Raw genomic sequence first — 20,742 nt, forward strand, 5'->3', positions numbered from 1 at the left:
TGACGCAGCGAGCAGAGGAGGAATCCGTGGACGAGCAGGCCGCGTTCTACGAGGCGCTGGGCGAGGGAACGTTCCTGGCCACCGGGCACACCGCCGGTCCTTGGTCGGACAAGGCCCAACATCTCGGCCCGGTCGCCGCCCTGCTCGTGCGCGAGTTGGAGCGCTGCGAGCCCGCCGCGGGCACCGCGATCCGGCGGGTGAGCGTCGACGTGCTCGGCCCGGTCCCGGTGGACGAGCTCACCGTGCGCAGCGAGGTGCTGCGGCCGGGCCGCTCCGTGCAGCTGATCTCGGCGGAGCTTTCGGCGGGCGGACGGGTGTGCGCGACGGCCCGCGCGTGGCGAATGGTCCGCGGGGACAGCTCTCCGATTTCCGGCGGGGAACGGGAGCCGCTGAGCGGTGATCCGGAGTCCTGGCCGATGGTGCCGGACATCGACGGCTGGGACCGCGGCTATGCGGCGGCGATGGAGTGGCGCGCGGGACCGGCGGCGACCGGGCAGGCCCAGATGTGGGCGCGGCAGCGGATCCCGCTGCTGGCGACGGAGCAGCCGAGCCCGCTGCAACGGCTGTTCACGGTCGTCGACTCCTCCAGCGGCCTGTCCCGCAGGGCGAGCATGTCGGAGTGGTCCTTCTCGAACACGGACCTCACGGTCCACCTCCACCGAGAACCGACCGGCGAATGGGTGGGCCTGGACGCCGAAACCACAATCGGCCCCGACGGCGGCGGCCTCGCCACCAGCACCATCCACGACCACCACGGCTCCGTAGGCCGCTCCGCCCAAGCCCTGCTGGTAACCCCGCTCTGACACCTAGCGCCGAAGCCGCGCAGCTGGCGGACCAGTCCCACAAAGGGCGAACCGAAGCAACCCTGCCTGGCGGCGAAGCCGTGCCTTACGGCCGAAGGCCGTGCCTGGCGGCGAAGCCGTGCCTTACGGCCGAAGGCCGTGCCTGGCGGCGAAGCCGTGCTTGTATGCGCGAAGCGCATAGCCCACGTCGAAAAGCCGCTCACCCGCGGGTTCTCAGTTGGTCTCTCGCGAGGACAGCTTTTTCCCTCGTGGCGGAGCCACTAGGGAAAAAGATCCCGCAGCGAGAGACCAACTGAGGTTCCGCCACCCGACCACCAAAGCCAAACGAGCCCACGAATTCAATCATCATAAGGATCAAAATTGGCGGCGCTGTCGAACCAGTCTGTGGCTTGCGTGTCATCAACGACCGCAAACCGCGCCCCAGTGGGATCTCGCAGCACCGCGACCCGTCCGATGCTGGATCCGTAGGGATCGACCCGTACGCGCCCGCCGAGTCCGATGGCCCGGTGGACGAGTTCGTCGATGCCTTCGTCGGCGTCGGCGCCGAGGTACAGCAGCCAGTGCGGCCTGGTGCCGGGGGTGATGTAGTCGCGGATCATGCTGACTCTGGCCAGCACTGATTCACCTGCGAGGTACCAGACGGCGTAGTTGGAGCGGTTTTCCGCGCCGAATTGTTCGGCGGTGTAGCCGAAGAGGTTGTGGAAGAAGTTGTCCGCGGCCTGGGCTTTGATCGTGACGAGTTCGGCCCACATGAGCGTGCCGGGCAGGCCTACGTCGAACTGCCAGGACTCGGCGGGCGTGAGCAGCCCGAACTCCGCGTCGGAGGGGCCGACGAGCACGGCTTTGCGGCCGAGTCCGGGCACGTCGGAGGTCGGCACGGCGATCCGGGCGCCGTCGTCCTCAGCTTGCCGGATGGCGGAGTCGACGTCCTGGGTGGCGAGGAACAGCCGCCACACGGAGTGGTCTCCGGCGGCGCGGCGGATGCTGGCGACGGGAAATCCGTCTCGCGAGGCGACGATGTGCTCGCCTGCTTCGTCATCTTGGTGCGTTTTGTACTCCCAGCCGAACAGTCCGGCGTAGAACTCGCAGGCCTGTTCCACATCGGTGGTGGCCAGCTCGATCCAGCACGGCATCCCGGCCAGCAGTTCCCATCGAGGAGCGGCCTCTCCCGGCAGCACAACGGCCATGTCCCTCACCCCCGCGTCATAGCTTCAAGATCACTCCCATTATGACCGAGTGATCGGTGTGTGAAGCCCCCCGAATACGGATTCACTCGTCTCGACTCCCCGCCCCAACCAGCACAAATAGGACGAAACAGCCATAAATCCGGCATCAGCCGACGCGGCCGAACAGCAATCCCGTGCAGTTCGCGGCGCACCTTTACAGCAAGTGGCGCAAGCCGTGCACAAAGGCCCCGGCTCATGCTCCGGCCCTCCCGGCCACGACAAGGCCGGGAGCCGGTCACAGATACCGGTAAACGTCCGCCGGGTTCAAACCACGGGCGAGCATGATCACTTGGAGGCGGTACAGCAGCTGCGAGATCTCTTCGGCCAGCGCCTCATCCGACTCGTGCTCGGCGGCGAGCCATACCTCGCCGGCTTCTTCGATGACCTTCTTGCCCTGGGCGTGCACCCCGGCGTCGAGCGCGGCGACGGTCGCGGACCCTTCCGGCCGGGTTCGGGCACGTTCCTGGAGCTCGCTGAACAGCTCGTCGAAGGTCTTCACGGGTTTCGATCCTTGCATCCGGCGGACCGGGCGCCGACGCGGGTCCCGGGGTGGGTCACGTGAACGCCCCGGGCAGCAACGAGCCGAGCGAGCCGGTGTCGAGCTCTTCGAGGGAATCCAGCACCACTCGCCGCTCCCCCGGCTCCAGCGGCACTTCGCAGGGCACGGCGATCACGGTGCAGCCCGCCGCCACGGCGGCGGCCACGCCGGTCGGCGAGTCCTCCACGGCGACGCATCGCCGCGGGTCGACGGCGAGCATCCGGGCGGCCCGCAGGTAGGGCTCGGGGTCGGGCTTGTTGCGACCGTCCACTTCGTCTCCGCAGACGGTGACGTCGAAGGAGTCGCGCCCGAGGGTGTCGAGCGCGATCTCGGCCAGCGACCGGATCGTCGAGGTCACCAGCGCCGCCGGGATGCCGAGCGAACGCACCGCCGCCAGCGCCTCCTGGGCGCCGGGCCGCCAGGGCAGGCCCTGCCGGAACAGTTCGGTGCTGCGCGCCTCCACCCAGTCGGCGGCTTCAGCGACGGCGGCCGCGTCGGCGGGGAGATCCAGGTCGGCCAGCAGCATCCGCATGCTGGTGCTCATGTTCGACCCGACCATGGCTTCGCGGGTGGCGATGCTGAGTTCGCCGCCGCGATACGTCGCGTAGTCGCTCAGCGAGATCGTCCACAGCTTTTCGGAGTCGACCAGCGTGCCGTCCATGTCGAACAGGACGGCGGCGGGGCGGGCGTCAGTCATCGCGCCCTGGTCTCGGCGTGTTCATCTCTCGCACGCGTCCAGTACAGCAAAGGCTCTCGGGCCGCTCACAGCGAACGTGGCCGATCCCTCCCCTGCGGGTTCCGAACCCATCCGGGATGTCGGGCGCTCGCGTCGTCCATAGGTCGTAGGCTGACGCGGTGAACGATCGCGAACCACGCTCCGCAGACCAGGTGGACCGGACCGAGGGGAATCCGACCGAAGGGACATCGACCGAAGGGAAACCCGCCGGGCCGACCGACCCGATCGCCGTGATCGGTTTCGAAGGTTGGAACGATGCGGGTGACGCCGCAAGCTCCGCGATCGAGCACCTCGAACTCACTTGGGACGCCTCACCGCTGGCTGAGATCGACCCGGATCCGTACTACGACTTCCAGGTCTCCCGTCCCACGGTGAAGCTGGTGGACGGCGTGACCCGCAAGGTGAGCTGGCCGACGACGCGGCTGTCGGTGTGCCGCCCGCCGGGCGCCGAACACGACGTGGTGCTGGTGCACGGGATAGAGCCGAACATGCGCTGGAACGCGTTCTGCGCGGAACTGCTCGAACATCTGGACAAGGCCGGGGTGCGCACCGTGGTGTCGTTGGGCGCGCTGCTGGCGGATTCGCCGCATACGCGTCCGGTTCCGGTGACGGGCACGGCTTACGACGAGGACTCCGCCACCCGCTACGGACTGGAACGTTCCACCTACGAGGGGCCGACGGGCATCGTGGGGATCTTCCAGGACTCGTGCGTGCGCTCCGGCATTCCGGCGATCTCGTTCTGGGCGGCGGTGCCGCACTACGTGTCGCAGCCGCCGTCGCCGAAGGCCACGCTGGCGCTGCTGCACCGGGTGGAGGACGCGCTGGACTTGGAGGTGCCGTTGGGCAACCTGCCGGATCAGGCGGAGGAATGGGAGACCACGGTCAGCGAGATGGCCGAGGAGGACGAGGACGTCCGCAACTACGTCCGTGCACTGGAGGAACGCGGCGACGCCGAGGTGAAGCTCACCGAGACCAGTGGTGACGCGATCGCCGCTGAGTTCGAGCGCTACCTGCGCCGTCGCGGCCCGGGAGGCAAGGGACCGTTGGGTCCCGGCCCGGGCTGACCCGGATCACCGTCCCACGAGAACGCCCTCCGAGCTCGGCTCGGAGGGCGTTCGGCGTTCGGGGTCAGCTCACAGCTGCACGCCCAGGAGGGCATCGACGGCGGCCTTGATCTCACCGGGTGCCGCTTCATCGGCACCACCTTCGGTGAGCGCCTCGGCCGCCCAGGTGTCCACGGCGCGCAGTGCTCCCTCGGTGTCTAGGTCGTCGGCGAGGCGGTCGCGGAGCCCAGCGATCGCCGTCGCGGCCGCGGGTCCCGCGGTCAGGGCGGCGGCTTCGCGCCACCGCGCCAGCCGAGCCGTTCCGGTGGTGAGCGCATCGGCCGTCCAGGAGCGGTCCGTGCGGTAGTGCGCGTCGAGCAGTGCGATCCGCACCGCCATCGGGTCCACTCGGTCGCCGCGCAGCCGCGACACGAACACCAGGTTGCCCTTGGACTTGGACATCTTCTCGCCGTCGAGGCCGACCATGCCCGCGTGACAGTAGTGCCGCGCGAACGGCGATTCGCCGGTCAGCGCCTCGGCGTGCGCGGCGCTGTACTCGTGGTGCGGGAAGGCCAGGTCGGAGCCACCGCCTTGCACGTCGAAGGCCATCCGCAGCCGGTTCAGCGCGATCACGGAACATTCCAGGTGCCAGCCGGGCCTGCCCGGTCCGAGCTCGGATTCCCAGGACGGTTCGCCGGGCCGGGCGGCCCGCCACAGCAGCGCGTCCAGCGGGTGTTCCTTGCCCGCGCGGTCCGGGTCGCCGCCGCGTTCGGCGAAGAAGCGGAGCATGTCCTCGGCCCCGTAGTTCGACTCGTAGCCGAACCGGCCGGTGGTGTCGTGGCGGTAGTAGATGTCGGGGTATTCGTCGTCGACCCGGTAGGCCGCCCCGGAGGCGAGCAGCTTTCCGACGGCTTCGATGATCTCGGGCATCGCTTCCACGGCGCCGATGAACTCCCGCGGCGGCAGCACGCGCAGCGCGGTCATGTCCTCGCGGAACAGCGCGGTCTCGCGCATGCCCAGGACCATCCAGTCCTCGTTGTCCCGGTCGGCGCGTTCGAGCAGCGGGTCGTCGATGTCGGTGACGTTCTGCACGTAGTGCACTTCGTGCCCGTTGTCGAGCCACAGGCGGTGCACCAGGTCGAACGCCAGGTAGGTGGCGGCGTGACCGAGGTGCGTGGCGTCGTAAGGGGTGATGCCGCAGACGTACATCCGCGCCACCGGGCCGGGATTGGTGGGCCGGACCTCACCGGTGGCGGTGTCGAAAAGCCTGAGGGGACGGGGTGTGCCCGGCACCTGGGGCACGGGGACCGACGACCAGGTATGCATGCACTCGACCTTAAACGTCCCGGCCGACACGATGCCGCCCTGTTACACATCGTGAGAAGCACCGGCCCGGACGGCCCCAGGACGGCCCTGGTCACGAGGAAATCCGGGGCGGTAATCCACCGGGAATTCGTGAGTCCGGAGGCGATCGCGAGTTTTCCTCTCCGCCCGCTGATCGCGGTGTGCACGGATCGTCGCAAATGGATGATCAAAATTGCACAATGCATCCATATCGGGCCGCCCTGTAGCACAAAAACACCGGCCGGTCATTCGTCCAGGTGATGGTCAAGTTACTATCCGGCACTGCCGAGCGTGCTGTCACGCGAACCTGGAGGAACCCCCGTGCATGACGCCGCCAAGAGCAGCGAGCGCCCGATGAACAGCCCGGAAACGAGTGCGGACGGGTATCCCGGCGCATCGAGCGATCGGGGCAGTCGTTCGCTGTCGATCGCCGCGCTGATCTTCGTGGCGATGGCCGCGGTGATGGGCTGGGGCGCGAGCTTCGTCGGCCTGCACGAGTACGGCATGCAGTCAATGGCCGGGTTCACCTACTGGTCGGCGTGGCTGGTGCCCGCCACCTTCGACGGCGCCGCGTTCGCGTGCACCTTGATGACCTACCGCTCATCGATCAACGGCCGCTCGGCGGTGCGCGGCCGAATCCTGATGTGGGCGTTCACCGGGGTCAGCTCCTGGATCAACTGGATCCACCAGCCGAGCCACGAGGCGCAGATCGTCGCGGCCGGGCTGCCCATCGCGGCCGTCGCGGTGTTCGACGTGGTGCTGCTGGAGCTGCGCGCCGACTACGAGGCCAAGCACGGCATGCGCGGCTTCCGGCTGCGGCCGGGGCTGCTGGTGCTGCGCTGGATGGTGGATCGCCGCAGCACGAGCGACGCGTTCCGCAAGCAGGTCATCGACATTCCCGTTGAGGAGATCGCCGGTCTCGGCACGCTCGCCCCGCCCGGCACCCGCCGCGCCGCCGCTCTCAAGGCGGCGGCCCACGCGGAGGAGGAGCAGCTCGCCAACGAGCGTGCGAACGCGGACCTCCGCGCCGTCGATTCTCCCGCGGATCGGCCGGAGTCGAACTCGGACGACACCGTCGCGGCGGACCGCTCCCGCACCGGCGACTCGGAGTCGGCCACGACCGTGTCCCGACCCGCCGAGCAGGAGGCGAAATCCTCCGGTGCCGCCGCTGCGGTTGCCGACCCGACTCCGCGCCCGTACGCGGCACGTGACTCCGCACCCGCCGCTTCTCGCGAGGAGCCGGTGACCGAGTCCGTCGCGCCTCCGGTCCGCGAGAAGGTCGGCGCGAGCGCCGCGGCCACCGCGACCAGCACGGTGTCCGCTCGGACCGGCACGTCCACGACGGATTCCGCCGACGCGGACCTCAAGACCGCGCGCAACGACGTGAACGACGAGGCCCAGCCCTCCGAATCTCGAACCTCGGATCACCAATCCTCCGAGCCCCGGTCCTCGGAGACCCGGCCCGCGGACTCGGCGAGCAAGCCGGCCGAGACCGCGAAGACGGCGCCGGTCACGGCGAAGACGACCGCGAAGGGTTCGACCGCGAAGGCCGCCAAGACCGGCTCCGCCAAGGATGAGCCCACCGTTCAGGGCGCGGAGGCGGCCACCGTCACGCTCGAACTGCCCAAGGTCTCCGCCGACGAGAAGTCCACTGCGACCGAGTCGGCCGAGTCCGATTCCACGGCGCAGAGCAAGCCCGCCAAGAGCGGCCCGTCCACCACGACGACCGCCTCCGCCACCGGCTCGACCACCTCCGGCTCCGCGAAGACCGCCTCGGCGAAGCCGGAGGTCACGGCGAAGACCGCGAACTCCAAGTCCGGCGACAACGCACCCAAGAACTCCACCGACGGCAAGAAGGACGCGAATCCCGTCAGCGATTCCGAGCAGACGCTGACCCTGCCGCCGGTCCCCGACCAGCCGATGAGCGACCGGGACAAGCGTTCCGCCGCCCGCGCCGACTACCGCAAGTCCGTGGAAGCGGAGCAGCCGGTCAAGCCCGCCGAGCTCGGCAAGCGCTACGGCCTGTCGGAGAGCTGGGGCCGCCGCCAGATCAACGCGGTCCGCAAGTCCATGGCCCAGGAAGAGGCCCAGGACCCGGCCACCCTGGTCGGCGCCACCAAGAGCTGACCGCTCAACTCGGCGACCACCTCAGGTGAACGCCTCGTTCGCCCAACAGGACCGGTCGAACTGACCAACAGAACTGGTCGAACGGTCCGTTCACTCCACGAGGTCGACGGGGTGAACGGACCGTTCGACCAGTGGGTCCGGGCGAAGGGAACATTTCCCGCACCGCGTTGGAGCTCGCGGTGGCGCTCTTAGCGAGCCCCCGCCGCCGACCGTTCGACTCAAGATCCTCGTGTTGAGCACGCGCCGTTGCAGGCGTCCGCCACCCGAGTGATCTTGAGAGCGCAGCCGGATGATCCGGTCTCGCGGACGGCCGCGAAGAACCCCCGACCGGCAAGGTCTGTGCCGGATCCGGATCACCCCGCGTGTCGTGACGGCGCGGTGGCCCGGAACCGGCACAACGGTTCGAGGGGAGCGCTGATGGCGGAGTTCGGCGGGCACATCGTGTGGGACTGGAACGGCACGCTGCTCGACGACGGGCAAGCCATGATCGACTCCGTCGCGGCCGCGTTCGCCGAAGCCGGGCACCGGGTGACCGTCGAGGACCACCAACGCCACTTCACCCGGCCGATCGCGAAGTTCTGCGACCGCCTCGCGGGCCGGGCGCTCGCCCCCGAAGAACTGGAAGCGCTGCTGCGCAAGTTCGACGAGTGCTACGACCTGGCGCTGCCGAACCTGTCGCTCGCCGAGGACGCCCGCTTCGCCCTCGCCGCGTGGACGGGCGCGGGCGGAACCCAGTCGCTGCTGTCGATGTGCCCGCACGAGGTGCTGCTGCCGGCGGTGCGCAGAGCCGGGATCGAAAGCTCGTTCCGGCACCTCCAGGGCCGAACCGGCGCGGTCCCCGACACCAAAGCGGCGCACATCGAACGCCACCTGACCGCGCTGGACGATCCCGACCCTCGCGAGGTCGTGCTCATCGGCGACACCGTGGACGACACCGCCGCCGCAGCGGCCGTCGGCGCGCACTGCGTCGTCTACCACTCCGGGCCGACGGCCCTGCACGACTTGAGCCACTTCGCCGACCGGGGCGTTCCGATCGCGACCAGCCTGTCCGGCGCCGTGGAACGCGCCCACGAACTGCTCACAGGCTGACCGTCTCTCCCAACTCCGGTGCGCTTGCGACGCTCAGGTGATGTTCGCGTCGCACAAGGATGATCTTCCGGTCCGATCAGTTCAACGCATCGATCCGACACGGCAGTGTCACCTCAGGACGATCACAGCAGCCAAAGGCGGGCGATGGGGAAAACACTGCGGATCCACGAGCTGTCGATCAAAGATCACCGAGGCTGGCAGGAGGCTTACAACCTGAATGGTCGCCTGATCGGCATCACCGGCCCCATCGATCGGGGAAAAACCTCGATGGTGGATTGCATCGGTTTCGTGCTTGGCCGGACCACCCACTTCAGAGGCGCGGTGCAGGACCGCTTAGCGGCGGTCCGAGTCCGCTTGCAGATCGGAAACGTGGTCTACCAGCTGGAACGCTCCCGGAAGTCTCCCTCCCGGGTCAAGATCTCCGGTCCGGGTGGTGATCCTCTCGGTGCCTTCGCCGTGAAACCCGTCGCTGACGAGCAGAGCCTCTCAAGCTGGCTACTCGAACGCCTGGAACTCGACGACGCCTTCGCCTCCGTACGCCCCTCCGGCAACAAAACGCTCGGGTTCGCCACTGACTTGCTTCCCTACCTGCACATCCGACAGGAGGACATCGACAGGTTCATCGTTCGCCCGCACAGTGGTGCCGACGACGCGAACAGGATCGCGGTGGCGAAGATGCTGTTGCGGCTGACCAGCCCCGAATACGAACGGCTCAGCGCCTCGGTGCACGACAAGAACAATGTGATCGACAGGAGAACGGACAAGATCAAGGAGTTGCGGACGTTCCTCCAAGAGTCCGACGTCACGTCGCAGGAAGCCCTTGCCAAGGACACCGAACGCTTGCGAACAGAAGAAGCGGCTGCTCGGCGAAAGTTGGAATCGCTCCAAGCCGATGCCCGCAACGCGACCGGATTCGCCGACGAGGCCAGGCAGAAGCTGCGAAAGTTGAAACTTCAGCTCACCAACGCGGAGAACGAATTCGCCAACGTGGAGCAACTACACCGGGACAGCGTGGCGAAGATCGAGGCCATGGACAACTCGGTCAGCGCGCTGGGCGCAGCACTTGCAGAGCCAGAACAATTGGCTGCGATCAAGCTGCACCTGACGAAGTGCTGCGCGTGCGGATGCGATCTCACTCATCGCGTCGTGCCTGCCGGTCATTGCGGGGTTTGTACCGAACCGCTGCCGGATACCGCTCGCAGCTCTGAACGAGCAAGGCTGCTACAAGCTCGGCAAGCAGCGGTCGGCGCCCGTGACAAGCACGCGCGTGATCGCGACACGGCGAAGCGCAATGTCGAACGGTGCCGCCGCGAGCACGACGAAGCGGCACGACGCCTCGACGAGCGCACAGCCGATGGCATCGCACCACACGTTGATGCCCTTACAGCCGCAGCAGCCGAATTGAGCTCGATCCTGACTGAGATGGATGCGTTGAAACGGGCTCAGGAACCTCATGCCCGACTCGCCACCCGAGAAGAGGAAGTGGAGGAGCTCCGCGATGAGGTGGCGACCCTTGAACACGCCCGTAGCCAGGCAGCCGCTGAACTCGTTGTGGATCCAGCGGAAGTACTGGATCGACTGGACTCGCTGTTCTTGCAAATCGTTGCAGCATTCCACCTCCCGTGGGCGAGTGGGCGTGCTCGCGTCGACCGGTCGACGCTGGTTCCGGTGGTCGACGAACAGGACTTCGCGCAACGCGGTGGCGGCTCGCGCACGGCAGTATCGGTGGCCTACAGCCTCGCCTTGCTGCTGTGCGCGCTGGAGGACCCGAGGGTCGAACTTCCCACATTTCTAATCTTGGACTCACCGCAAAAGAACCTCGGCCACAACCCGCACGACCAGGATCTGGCCGAGCGCATGTACCGGTGGTTGACCGACTACTTGTCACTGCGGCACGAAGTCATCGGCGCACGCTACGGAGAGTTCCAACTGATCGTCGTCGACAATGACATTCCGTCGTCGGTCCGCTCGGACTTCGACGTGATCGTTCAGTTCGCAGGCGAGCAAGGTTTCATTCGAGATCTCGACTTCCCGCACGGCGAGCCCGACCGCCCTCGCCAGCTTGAGTTCGGTGACATCGAAGACGAATCGTGAGCATGAACCCGGCTCGAAGCTAAGCGGCCGATTCAGACCAGAACGAGGTGAGCGCTGCCGCGCCGCGGACCGGGTCCTGCACCATCCACCAGTGCCCCAGGCCGCCGAGGGTCGCGACGTGGGCTCCCGCTCTGTCGGCGGATCGGCCGCGCATGTCCTGCGAGCCTCCGACGTGGTCGTCGGTGGCGACGATGGCGAGGCCGGGACGGGCCGCGGCGGCGGGGAGCTCCCGGCCGAAGTCCGCCATGACCGGCTGGACCGCGGAGCGGTAGAAGGTGAGGATGGCCCGGATCATCTCCGGTCCCTGGCCCGCCGCCAGCCGTGCGGCGACCGGCCGGTCGATGCCCCTGGCGACCATGCGCTCGGTGCGTTCGTCGAGCGTGCCGCCCAGCAACTTCGCGGCCGACCTCTCGCCGACTTCAGGTGTCTGCCATTGCTGCGCGAGGTCGTGCCAGACGTACTCCGGATCGAACAGGCCCACGGCATCGCTGGCCCAGGTTCGCAGCAGGTCGGGGCGTGTCATGGCCACCGCTACGACGACGGCTCCGCCCAGGTCGTGGCCGACGAGGTCGACCGGTTCGCCGAAAGCATCCAGCTCCGCTACGAGCCAGTCCCGGTAGTCCGCCAGAGTGCAGCCGAAACCGTCCGGGATGGGAGCGCCGAATCCGGGCGGGGACAGGCGAACGACGTCCGAGCGGCCCAACTCGGCGCACAGCGGTCCCCACACCTCGCCGGTCTCGGGATTCCCGTTCACGAACACCACAGGCATGGGTCTCCTGACCTAGAGCGGTTCAACGTTCTTGTGGTTCGGCGAACGAGTTCGGTGTTCGCTCGCGATGTTTCCGCCACCGCCACCCCGATCAGAACGAGCTCACCTGGCGGAGTTCCCGTTCCAGCCGGTCGAATCCGCGACGACGTCACCGCCGACGTTTCGTGCGGAGGTAGTCGCCGACGACCGCCGCGCCCAAGCCGTCGGCGCTCGGAGCGACGACTCGGCCGCCGCCGCGGCGCGCGAGGATGTCGACGAACGCCTCCAGGCGCGGGTCCTCGCCGAGCATGAACACGCTCAACGTGGCGCCCAGCCGGTGCAGCGAGTCCACTTCGGACAGTGTGACGCCGAGAGTGCGCGGGGTCGGCGGATACTGGAACACGGCCTCGCCGTCGGCTTCCAGATGCGCCGTCGGCTCGCCGTCGGTGACGACCAGCACCACCGGCTGCGCGTCCGGATTCCGCCGCACGTGCCGTCCCGCCAGCAGCAGCGCGTGGTGCAGGTTGGTGCCCTGCTCCCACGTTCCCTCCAGCGCCGCCAGCTCACCGACGTCCACAGTGGACGCATGACGGCCGAAGGTGATCAGCTGCAGCGCGTCCGACCGGAACCGGGTGCTGACCAGGTGGTTCAGCGCCAGCGCGGTGCGCTTCATCGGCACCCAGCGGCCGTCCTGCACCATCGACCACGAGGTGTCCACGCAGAGCGCCACGGCCGCGCGAGAACGCTGCTCGGTCTCGGCGACCTCCAGGTCCTCGATGTCCAGCCGAGGCGCCGAGGGGCCGGCCGCCGCGCGCCGCAGCACCGCGTTGCGCACCGTGCGGCCCGCGTCCCACGGTTCGGTGTCGCCATAAGCCCACGGGCGGGTCGTGCCGGTGAGTTCCCCGGCCGCACCCGCCCGGTCGGTGTCGCGCTCGCCTTTGCGGGAACGCAACTGGGAGATCACCGATTGCAGCGCGGTCTCCCCCAGCCTGCGCATCGCCCGCGGGCTCAGCTGGAGGTTCCCGTCGGCACCGCGTTGCAGCAGTCCCTGCTGCCGCAGCTGCTTCTCGATGTCGGCGAGCCGCTGCGCGTCCACCACGGCCCGCTCGCCGAGCTGCCGCTCCAGTGCTTCCAGGTCGATGTCCTGCAGGCTCGCCCCCGGGTAGGACTGGCCCAGCTGCTCGGCGAGCTGCTCCAGCTCACCGAGCTCGGCCATCGCCTCGGTCGCCTCCGCCAAGCCCATCGGCTGATCACCGCGGAACCGGCCGCGACCCGACCAGTCCGCACCCGGCCGCAACGACCGCAGCTGCTGATCCATCCGGTTGAGCGCCTGGCCGATGCGGGGATCACCGAACGCCTGCTGCGAGAGCTCGGCCAGCTCGGCGCGCTGCTGCTCGCTCATCGAGTTCAGCATCCGCTGCGCGGCCGCCGAACGAGCCGCCAGCGCGTCGATCAGCTCATCCACGTCGCGTGGGTTCTCCGGGAAGAACTCGCCGTGCTCGGCCATGAACCGGCCGAACCGCTCCGGGACATCGGCATCGCCGCGGGCGTGCGCGGCCAGCAGTTCCGAGAGGTCGTCTAGCATCGCGCGGACCCGCTCGACGTCCTCCGGGGTGGTGTCCTGCAACGCGTCCTTCATGCCTTTGAAGCGCTGTTCCAGGAGTTCGCCGCCCAGCAGCCGCTGGATCTCCTCGAACGTCTCCCGCGCCTCGGACGAACGCCAGTCGTACTCGGCGAGTTCGCGCACCGAACCGCCCGCGTCCGGTGGCAGCGCGCTCAGCTGCAGTTCGCGGAACCGCGCGTCCTCGCCGTCCTCCGCCGCCAGCGCCTGCCGCTCCTGGTCGAGGGCGCGGTCCAGCAACCTGCGCACCTCCTGCACCGTGCCGTCCAGGTTGTGCCGACGCTGCAATTCGCTGCGGCGCTGCCACAACCGGCGGGTGAGCTCGTCGAGGCCGCTGGTGCCGCGCGTCCCGGTGCGCAGCAACTCCTCCAGCGCCGAGCGCGGCGATGCTCCCTCCATCACGTCCCGGCCGATCTGATCGAGCGCGGAACGCAGGTCCACCGGCGGCTCCAGCGGATCGGAACCACCGTGCCAAGCCCCGTAGTGGTAACGGCGAGCGCGGCCGGTCATCAGCGTCCTTTCAGAACCATCTGCGTAGCGGGTCAGGTGGCGGAACCTCAGCGGCTCTCTCGCTGCCCCCTGCCGTGTGACCTCGATTTCTCAAGCAGCCCTGGCGAGCGCGGCCGGTCATCAGCCGTACACCGATCGCTGGTCTTCGGTGTCCTTGGCGAGCTTCTTCGCCAGGTACAGGGATTCCAGCGCCAGCTCCACCGCGCTCGCGATGCGGCCCGGCGGATCACCGGCGCGCACGTCGAGCCGTTCGGCGACCTGGTGCAGCACCGGCAGTTCCGGCAGCGCGGTGAGCACGTCGGAGCCCGCGATGCGCTCCCCCGTCGCGACCTGGTGACCGCCGGTGACGGCATCGGCGAGCGAGTGCAGGTCCAGCCCGGCGAACAGGCCGCGCGCGGTGTCGGCCACCGATCGGCGCAGCAGGTAGCCGAGGATCTCGTCCTCGCGGCCCTCCTCGCCGGCCTCGAACTCCAGCTTGCCGCGCAGCACCGCGGGCACCGCGTCCAGATCCACCGGCCGCGCCACCGCCGGGTCCTCCCCGGTCAGTGCCGCCCGGTGCACGGCCGCCGCCGCCACGGTCTCCGCCGCCGCGATCGCGAACCGAGCCGAGACGCCGGAACGTTGATCCACCGCCGAGGACTCCCGCAGGTGCCCCACGAACCGGGCCAGCACCTCCAGCAGGTGGTCCCCGACCTCGGCCTCCAGGAGCGCTTCCTGGCGGATCAGGGAGATCTCGTCTTCGAGGTCGAACGGGTAGTGCGTGCGGATCTCCGCGCCGAAGCGGTCCTTGAGCGGCGTGATGATCCGGCCGCGGTTGGTGTAGTCCTCCGGGTTCGCGGTCGCGACCAGCAGCACGTCCAGCGGCAGGCGCAGGCTGTAGCCGCGGATCTGGATGTCCCGCTCCTCCATCACGTTCAGCAGCGCCACCTGGATCCGCTCGGCCAGGTCGGGCAGCTCGTTGATGGTCACGATGCCGCGGTGCGCCCGCGGCACCAGTCCGAAGTGGATGGTCTCCGGGTCGCCGAGCGATCGGCCCTCGGCGACCTTCACCGGATCCACGTCGCCGATGAGGTCGCCGACGGCGGTGTCCGGGGTCGCCAGCTTCTCCACGTAGCGTTCACCGCGGTGCCGCCACTCGACGGGCAACGCGTCGCCCTCCTCGGCGGCGCGGCGCAGCGAGACGGGCGTGATCGGTTCCAGCGGGTGTTCGTCGAGTTCGGAGCCGGGAATCACCGGCGTCCATTCGTCGAGCAGTGCGGTCAATCCGCGCAGCAGCCGCGTTTTGCCCTGTCCCCGCTCGCCGAGCAGCACCACGTCGTGGCCGGCGATCAAGGCGCGCTCCAGCTGCGGCAGCACGGTGCGCTCGAAGCCGACGATGCCCGACCACAAGGGATTCCCGGAGCGCAGCGCGGTCAGCAGGTTGCGGCGCACCTCGACCTTCACGCTGTACGGCAGGTATCCGCTGACACGCAGCTCGCCCGCCGTACTGGGCAGTCCGGTGGGTGGGGTCCGAGAGTTCGTCACCCGTTCGACGCTACTCGTTCCCCACGACGGCCGCGAACACGTCACGGAACGGAAACGCCGATGTGCCAACGGGTTTCCGCATCGCGGGACCGATCTCGGTGATCAGCGGCTCGGCATCCCCCACCGGACGCCGGGAAGTCGCCGATCTCCCCGCGCGTGGCGCGCGCCGGGACATCGCCGAAGCCGCCGACGCAACCGCGCGCACGCTCCGGTCTCGAACGCCGAACGTCCCAGGCCGCGCACTGGGAAACGGTGTTCACGCGACGTGTCGGGCGCCACTGGCACACCGAGCGTACCGACGAGTAGAAAGGTGGACGGCCCCGGCAGAGGAGAAGGATCCAGTGAGCCCGTTGCAGATCGAGACCGATCCAGTCCAGGCGGGCTTCGACCCGGAACGCCTTCAGCGCATCGACCGCCACTTCGCGTCCTACGTCACCGACGGAAAGCTCCCCGGCTGGCAGGTGCTCATCGCCCGCCGCGGCCGGATCGCGCACCTGAGCAGCCACGGGCATCGCGACGTGGCCACCGCCGCGCCCATCGAGAACGACACGATCTTCCGCATCTACTCGATGACGAAGCCGATCACGTCGGTCGCGGCGATGATGCTCTACGAGGAGGGCGCGTTCGAGCTCACCGACCCGGTCAGCACGCTCATCCCATCGTTCGCCGACCAGCGCGTCTACACCGGTGGCCCCGCCAAAGCCCCGCAGACGCGGCCCGCGACCGAGCCGGTGCGGATCTGGCACCTGCTCACCCACACCGCCGGGCTCACCTACGGCTTCAACCGGATCCACCCGGTCGACGAGCTCTACCGGCGCACCGGATACGACTACGGCACCCCCGACCAAGACCTCGCCGCGGTGTGCGACGACTACGCGTCGATGCCGCTGCTGTTCGAACCGGGCAGCTCCTGGAACTACGGCGTCTCCACCGACGTGCTGGGGCGCGTCGTGGAGGTCGCTTCCGGGATGGGGCTCGACGAGTTCTTCCGCACCCGCATCTTCGAACCGCTCGGCATGACCGACACCGGCTTCGGCGTGGCACCGCAGGACAAGGACCGGCTCGCGTCGCTGTACCTCGCCGACGCCGCGGGCAATGCCACCGTGCCGCGCAACTCCCCGCCGGACGGGGCGCCGCGAGCGCTGTCCGGCGGTGGCGGGCTCGTGTCCACCGCCTACGACTACCACCGCTTCACCGGCATGCTGCTCGGCGGCGGCGCGCTCGACGGAGTGCGGCTGCTCAGCGACCGCACGCTGCGCTACATGGGCCGCAACCACCTGCCCGGTGGCGCGCACCTGGACCAGATCGCCAACGGCTCGTTCTCCGAGGTCTCCAACGCGGGCAAGGGCTTCGGGCTCGGCTTCGCCGTGGTGGAAGACCCGGTCGCCTCGCACGTCGTGTCCACTCCCGGCGAACTGTCCTGGGGCGGGATGGCCAGCACGGTGTTCTGGGTGGACCCGGCCGAGGACCTGTCGGTGCAGTTCTTCACCCAGCTCATCCCGTCCGGCACCCACCCCATCCGCTCCCAGCTTCACCAGCTCGTCTACCAGGCACTCGTGGACTGAGGGGATCCGCGCGGCTGACCGGGTGACGGGGCCTCAGCGCTGGCGGTAGCGGGCGAAGCCGCCCTCGGATTCGATCACCTGGCCGGTGATCCAGCGGGCCTCGTCGGTGCACAGCCAGGTGATCAGCCGGGCCGGATCGTCCGGCTCGCCCCACCGGCCGAACGGGAACATGTGGCCGATCGTCGCCCAGTGCTCCTCGGTGAGATAGCCGGTCTGCACCGGGCCGGGGTTCACCGTGTTCACCGTGATGCCCGAGTCGGCGAGCTGTTCGGCGATGGTCAGGGTGATCTCGGCGAGCGCGCCCTTCGCCGCCGCGTAGGCGATCTCGGGCATCGGACCGGCGCGCTGTCCCGAAGTCAGGAACACCACGCGCCCACCGGGCGACCCGCCGCGCACGGCGGCGAACTCCTGCGCGAGCAGGATCGACGAGCGGGTGTTCACCGCCCAATGCCCGTCCAGCTTCGCCGCGTCCAGCTCGCCCAGCGCGCCGTCGGACCCGTTGCGGGCGTGGTTGCACACCAGCACGTCGAGCCGCCCGAACTCGTCCACCGCCCGCCGCACCAACCGAGCCGGTTCGTCCGGGCCGGCCAGGTCCCCGGCGGCGTCGGCGATGCGCGCCGAGCTCGACAGGTGCCCGGCCACGCCGGCGCGGACCTCGTCGAGATCGTCGGCACCCCACGGTTGCGCCACGTCGTGCGGCCGGTGGTGGTGCAGGAACACGCTCGCGCCCCAGGCCGCCATCCGGGACGCGATCGCGAATCCGATGCCCTGCCTGCGACTCACGCCCGTCACCAGCGCCGTCCGGCCGCGCAACGGGAACGGGTCGCGGGCGAGCGAACGCTCACCGTCTGTGGTCATGCCCGCATGATCGCGTAGCGATATGTCCGGCGCATCCGATTTTTCCGAGGCCGACGCTCAGAACGCGGGCCACGGGATCGCGGGCCACTCGCCGGACGGGGCGGGGAACTCCGCCGCGCCCAGCAGCGCGTCCACTCGTTCCGCGACGGCCTGCACTTCCTTCGGCGTGATGTGCTCGGCCAGCCGACCGGCGAGCTCGCCCTCCAGCAGGGCGCGGAACCGGCTCAGCGCCTCGAGCGCGTCCTCGGGCAACCGCTCCCCGATCCAGCCCCACAAGACCGTGCGCAGCTTGTTCTCCGCGTTCAGGCTCACCCCGTGGTCCACGCCGAACACCTCGCCACGCGGCGAGTGCAGCACGTGACCGCCCTTGCGGTCGGCGTTGTTGATCACGATGTCGAGCACCGCGAGCCGCCGCAACACCTCATGATCGGAATGCGCCAGCACCACCGGGTCACCGCGGTGGTCGTGCGCGCGCAACACCGCCCGCCAGCCGTCCGGGACCTCCGCAGGCGCGGTCAGGTCGACGAGCTCCGAGTCCTCTTCGGTGTCCACCCACAGCTGCACCATGCCCGGCCCGAACGGCCCGTCCCGCAACAGCGTCGGCGGAATCAGGTCCCAGCCCAGCGCCTCGGCGATCAGGAACGAGCCGACTTCCCGTCCGGCCAGCGTGCCGTCCGGGAAGTCCCACAGCGGGCGTTCCCCGCGAACCGGTTTGTACACGCACTCGGCGGCCGCGCCGTTGTGCTCGATGGAGCAGAACAACGTGGCGTTCGAGGCTTCCACGAGCCGACCCTCGACCTCGATGCGGCCGTGTGCCAGGACCTCGCGAACGACCGGATCATCGGGATGCACGGGCGGCTAGTCCTCCTCCGAGCGGCGGTAACCGTTCTGCCTGGGGCAGATGTGGCCCTCCGGGTCCAGCGGCTCCCCGCACAGCGGGCACGGCTTGCGACCGGCGTTGAGGACCCGCTCGGCCCGCTCCGCGAACGCGCGGGCATCGGCCGGGCTGAGGAAGACGCGGACCGCGTCCGGCCCTTCCTCGGTGTCGTCGAGCACCACGGACTCGTCGATCTCCTCCTCGGTGACCGCGAGCAGTTCGACGACGACGGCCTCGGTCTCGGCGTCCCAGCCCAGCCCCATGGTGCCGACGCGGAACTCCTCCTCCACCGGCACCGCCAGCGGGTCGGCGTCAACGAGATCGTCCGGCGGCTCCGCGGGCAGTTCCGCGTCGAAGCGGCGCTGCACCTCCTCCAGGAGGGCACCGATCCGTTCGGCGAGGACCGAGACCTGCTGTTTCTCCAGCTGCACGCTGACCGTGCGGACATCCTCGGACGCCTGCAGGTAGAACGTGCGCTCACCGGGTTCCCCGACGGTCCCTGCGACGAACCGGTCGGGCTGGCGGAAGACGTGGATGACACGAGCCATGGCACCTTCGACAGTAAGCCACCCGGGCCGTGGGCCGCGCAGCCGTCCCCAGTTGCACCCGGCACACCCTCTCAGCAGCACCGTCGGTACCGAACAGGTGCGCGGAAACCGGCTGAAGCGGGCGTGGAGCCGTTCGCGCGGCGTGTTCGCCGAACGCGAACACGCCGCCGCGGGCTGCGGTCCCGATCACCGGTGGACCGCTACGCTCGGCTCCGGCCGCATCGCGGCCCCCACGATCCGGCCCTCCCGGACGGAGCCATCCCATGAGTTCCCGTGAACGACGCCGGCCGCGACGGCTGCGAGCCGGTGACGCGGTCGCCGTGGTCGCCCCCGCCGGTCCCGTCCCCGCCGACCAGCTCGATGCGGGCCTGGACCTGCTGCGCGACTGGGACCTGCGAGTCGTCCCCGGCAAACACGTGCGCGAACGCCACCCGAGGCTGCGGTACCTCGCGGGCAACGACGCCGACCGGGCCGCTGACCTGCAACAGGCCTGGTGCGATCCGGAAATCGACGGCGTCCTGTGCGCCCGCGGCGGCTACGGCAGCATGCGAGTGCTCGACCACCTGGACTGGGCGGCGATGGGCGCCGCCGAGAGCAAGGTGTTCGCCGGTTCCAGCGACGTCACCGCACTGCACGACGCGTTCGGTTCCCGGCTCGGCGTCGCCACCGTGTTCGGCCCGATGATCGCGACCGGCGCCTTCGTCGAGGACGCGCCCGCGAGGGAGCACCTGCGCCGCACCCTGTTCACTCCGGAATCGGTGACGATCCTGACCAGGCGCGGCGCCGAGGCGCTGGTGCCCGGCCGGGCCAACGGCGTCACCTACGGCGGCAACCTGAGCCTGCTCGCCGCCTCGCTCGGCGCCCCCGACGCGGCCGTTCCACCGGCCCGCGGAATCGCGCTGCTCGAAGACGTCGGCGAAGACCCGTACCGGCTCGACCGCGCCCTGACACAACTGCTGCGCGCCGGTTGGTTCGACCGCGCCAGCGGCATCGCGCTCGGCTCCTGGAGCGAGTGCGGACCGCTCGACGAGGTGCGCTCGGTGCTGCGCAACCTGCTCGGCGACCTGGGCATCCCGGTCCTGTGGGAACTCGGCTTCGGCCACTGCGCCGCCCAGCGCACCGTGCCGCTGGGCGTCGCCGCCGAACTCGACACCGCGGCCCAGCGCTTGAGCATCCTGCAACCGGCCCTGCGCTGAGGCGGTCCGATTCATTGCAAGTCGTGTTCGGTCTGCTGGGAGATCCATAGCGGCTGCCCGTTCGGGGCGGAGAGCGATTGGATGTCGCCGCCACGGCAGTGGGCTTGCCGGAATACCGCAGGTCTATGGATCTTCCCCGCACACTGGCGGTCCTCTCGCTCAACCGGCCAGTGGTGATGACCGTGCCGTCGAGGATGATGCAGGCCGGTTGCTGTCGGCGGGCCTGCTGCGACGCGTCCTACAGGTCCGGAGCCTGCCCTGCCAGGACGTCGATTTCCTCGTCGAGGTAGCGACC

General features: G+C 69.4%; 17 protein-coding genes. 7 read left to right on the top strand and 10 right to left on the bottom strand.

The annotated features are described in order from the left end of the window. The first annotated feature begins 26 nt into the window (after positions 1 to 26). Entirely contained in the window at positions 27 to 803 is a 777-nt protein-coding gene (locus H2Q94_RS20440) for a thioesterase family protein (RefSeq protein WP_243788814.1), read from the top strand. Between the two features lie 338 nt (positions 804 to 1,141). On the opposite strand, the gene H2Q94_RS20445 is transcribed toward H2Q94_RS20440, so the two are convergent. The 3 genes from H2Q94_RS20445 to H2Q94_RS20455 form a co-directional block, all read right to left on the bottom strand. Beyond that, positions 1,142 to 1,990 carry a VOC family protein gene (locus tag H2Q94_RS20445; protein ID WP_243788815.1) on the bottom strand — a complete coding sequence of 283 codons (849 nt, stop codon included), beginning with the start codon at positions 1,988 to 1,990 and terminating at the stop codon, positions 1,142 to 1,144. A gap of 274 nt (positions 1,991 to 2,264) precedes the next feature. Next, on the bottom strand, positions 2,265 to 2,528 hold the full coding sequence (locus H2Q94_RS20450; RefSeq protein WP_243788816.1) for a phosphoribosyl-ATP diphosphatase: 264 nt from the start codon (positions 2,526 to 2,528) through the stop codon (positions 2,265 to 2,267). 55 nt (positions 2,529 to 2,583) lie between these two features. Continuing rightward, positions 2,584 to 3,264, bottom strand: a complete 681-nt coding sequence (locus H2Q94_RS20455) for an HAD family hydrolase (RefSeq protein WP_243788817.1) — start codon at positions 3,262 to 3,264, stop codon at positions 2,584 to 2,586. A 263-nt stretch (positions 3,265 to 3,527) separates the two neighbouring features. Here H2Q94_RS20455 and H2Q94_RS20460 point away from each other — a divergent pair, with 263 nt between their 5' ends. Then, positions 3,528 to 4,367, top strand: a complete 840-nt coding sequence (locus tag H2Q94_RS20460) for a PAC2 family protein (RefSeq protein ID WP_243795811.1) — start codon at positions 3,528 to 3,530, stop codon at positions 4,365 to 4,367. Between the two features lie 69 nt (positions 4,368 to 4,436). On the opposite strand, the gene mshC is transcribed toward H2Q94_RS20460, so the two are convergent. Then, a complete protein-coding gene (gene mshC / locus H2Q94_RS20465) occupies positions 4,437 to 5,672 on the bottom strand; it encodes a cysteine--1-D-myo-inosityl 2-amino-2-deoxy-alpha-D-glucopyranoside ligase (RefSeq protein WP_243788818.1) in 1,236 nt (411 codons plus the stop codon). A 339-nt stretch (positions 5,673 to 6,011) separates the two neighbouring features. Between mshC and H2Q94_RS20470 the strand changes: the two genes are divergently transcribed. The 3 genes from H2Q94_RS20470 (at position 6,012) to H2Q94_RS20480 (ending at position 11,000) form a co-directional block, all read left to right on the top strand. Further along, positions 6,012 to 7,817 carry a DUF2637 domain-containing protein gene (locus tag H2Q94_RS20470; RefSeq protein ID WP_243788819.1) on the top strand — a complete coding sequence of 602 codons (1,806 nt, stop codon included), beginning with the start codon at positions 6,012 to 6,014 and terminating at the stop codon, positions 7,815 to 7,817. A 417-nt stretch (positions 7,818 to 8,234) separates the two neighbouring features. After that, positions 8,235 to 8,906 carry an HAD family hydrolase gene (locus H2Q94_RS20475; RefSeq protein WP_243788820.1) on the top strand — a complete coding sequence of 224 codons (672 nt, stop codon included), beginning with the start codon at positions 8,235 to 8,237 and terminating at the stop codon, positions 8,904 to 8,906. Positions 8,907 to 9,050: 144 nt separating this feature from the next. Then, positions 9,051 to 11,000 carry a hypothetical protein gene (locus tag H2Q94_RS20480; protein WP_243788821.1) on the top strand — a complete coding sequence of 650 codons (1,950 nt, stop codon included), beginning with the start codon at positions 9,051 to 9,053 and terminating at the stop codon, positions 10,998 to 11,000. A gap of 19 nt (positions 11,001 to 11,019) precedes the next feature. Here H2Q94_RS20480 and H2Q94_RS20485 read toward each other — a convergent pair whose 3' ends face one another. From H2Q94_RS20485 to H2Q94_RS20495, 3 genes are all read right to left on the bottom strand, one after another. Further along, complete coding sequence (locus H2Q94_RS20485) at positions 11,020 to 11,769, bottom strand: alpha/beta fold hydrolase (protein ID WP_243788822.1); 750 nt, start codon at positions 11,767 to 11,769, stop codon at positions 11,020 to 11,022. Positions 11,770 to 11,917: 148 nt separating this feature from the next. Continuing rightward, entirely contained in the window at positions 11,918 to 13,879 is a 1,962-nt protein-coding gene (locus H2Q94_RS20490) for a vWA domain-containing protein (RefSeq protein WP_243788823.1), read from the bottom strand. 120 nt (positions 13,880 to 13,999) lie between these two features. Continuing rightward, positions 14,000 to 15,403 carry an ATP-binding protein gene (locus H2Q94_RS20495; protein ID WP_243788824.1) on the bottom strand — a complete coding sequence of 468 codons (1,404 nt, stop codon included), beginning with the start codon at positions 15,401 to 15,403 and terminating at the stop codon, positions 14,000 to 14,002. A 341-nt stretch (positions 15,404 to 15,744) separates the two neighbouring features. Between H2Q94_RS20495 and H2Q94_RS20500 the strand changes: the two genes are divergently transcribed. After that, positions 15,745 to 16,968 (top strand): serine hydrolase domain-containing protein, encoded by a 1,224-nt coding sequence (locus tag H2Q94_RS20500; protein WP_243788825.1) that lies wholly within the window; start codon positions 15,745 to 15,747, stop codon positions 16,966 to 16,968. Between the two features lie 33 nt (positions 16,969 to 17,001). Here the strand turns inward: H2Q94_RS20500 and H2Q94_RS20505 are convergent, their stop codons facing one another. Genes H2Q94_RS20505 through H2Q94_RS20515 form a run of 3 tightly spaced genes read right to left on the bottom strand, consistent with a single transcriptional unit; the run spans position 17,002 to position 19,251 of the window. Beyond that, positions 17,002 to 17,826: an SDR family oxidoreductase gene (locus tag H2Q94_RS20505; protein ID WP_243788826.1), complete on the bottom strand. Its 825-nt coding sequence runs from the start codon at positions 17,824 to 17,826 to the stop codon at positions 17,002 to 17,004. Between the two features lie 57 nt (positions 17,827 to 17,883). Further along, positions 17,884 to 18,678 (bottom strand): SCO1664 family protein, encoded by a 795-nt coding sequence (locus H2Q94_RS20510; RefSeq protein ID WP_243788827.1) that lies wholly within the window; start codon positions 18,676 to 18,678, stop codon positions 17,884 to 17,886. A gap of 6 nt (positions 18,679 to 18,684) precedes the next feature. Next, positions 18,685 to 19,251: a DUF3090 domain-containing protein gene (locus H2Q94_RS20515; protein WP_243788828.1), complete on the bottom strand. Its 567-nt coding sequence runs from the start codon at positions 19,249 to 19,251 to the stop codon at positions 18,685 to 18,687. 263 nt (positions 19,252 to 19,514) lie between these two features. On the opposite strand from H2Q94_RS20515, the gene H2Q94_RS20520 reads away from it, so the two are divergent. Then, complete coding sequence (locus H2Q94_RS20520) at positions 19,515 to 20,447, top strand: S66 peptidase family protein (RefSeq protein WP_243788829.1); 933 nt, start codon at positions 19,515 to 19,517, stop codon at positions 20,445 to 20,447. The last annotated feature ends 295 nt before the right edge of the window (positions 20,448 to 20,742 follow it).

This window comes from Saccharopolyspora gloriosae, from assembly GCF_022828475.1.
Lineage (GTDB): Bacteria > Actinomycetota > Actinomycetes > Mycobacteriales > Pseudonocardiaceae > Saccharopolyspora_C > Saccharopolyspora_C gloriosae_A.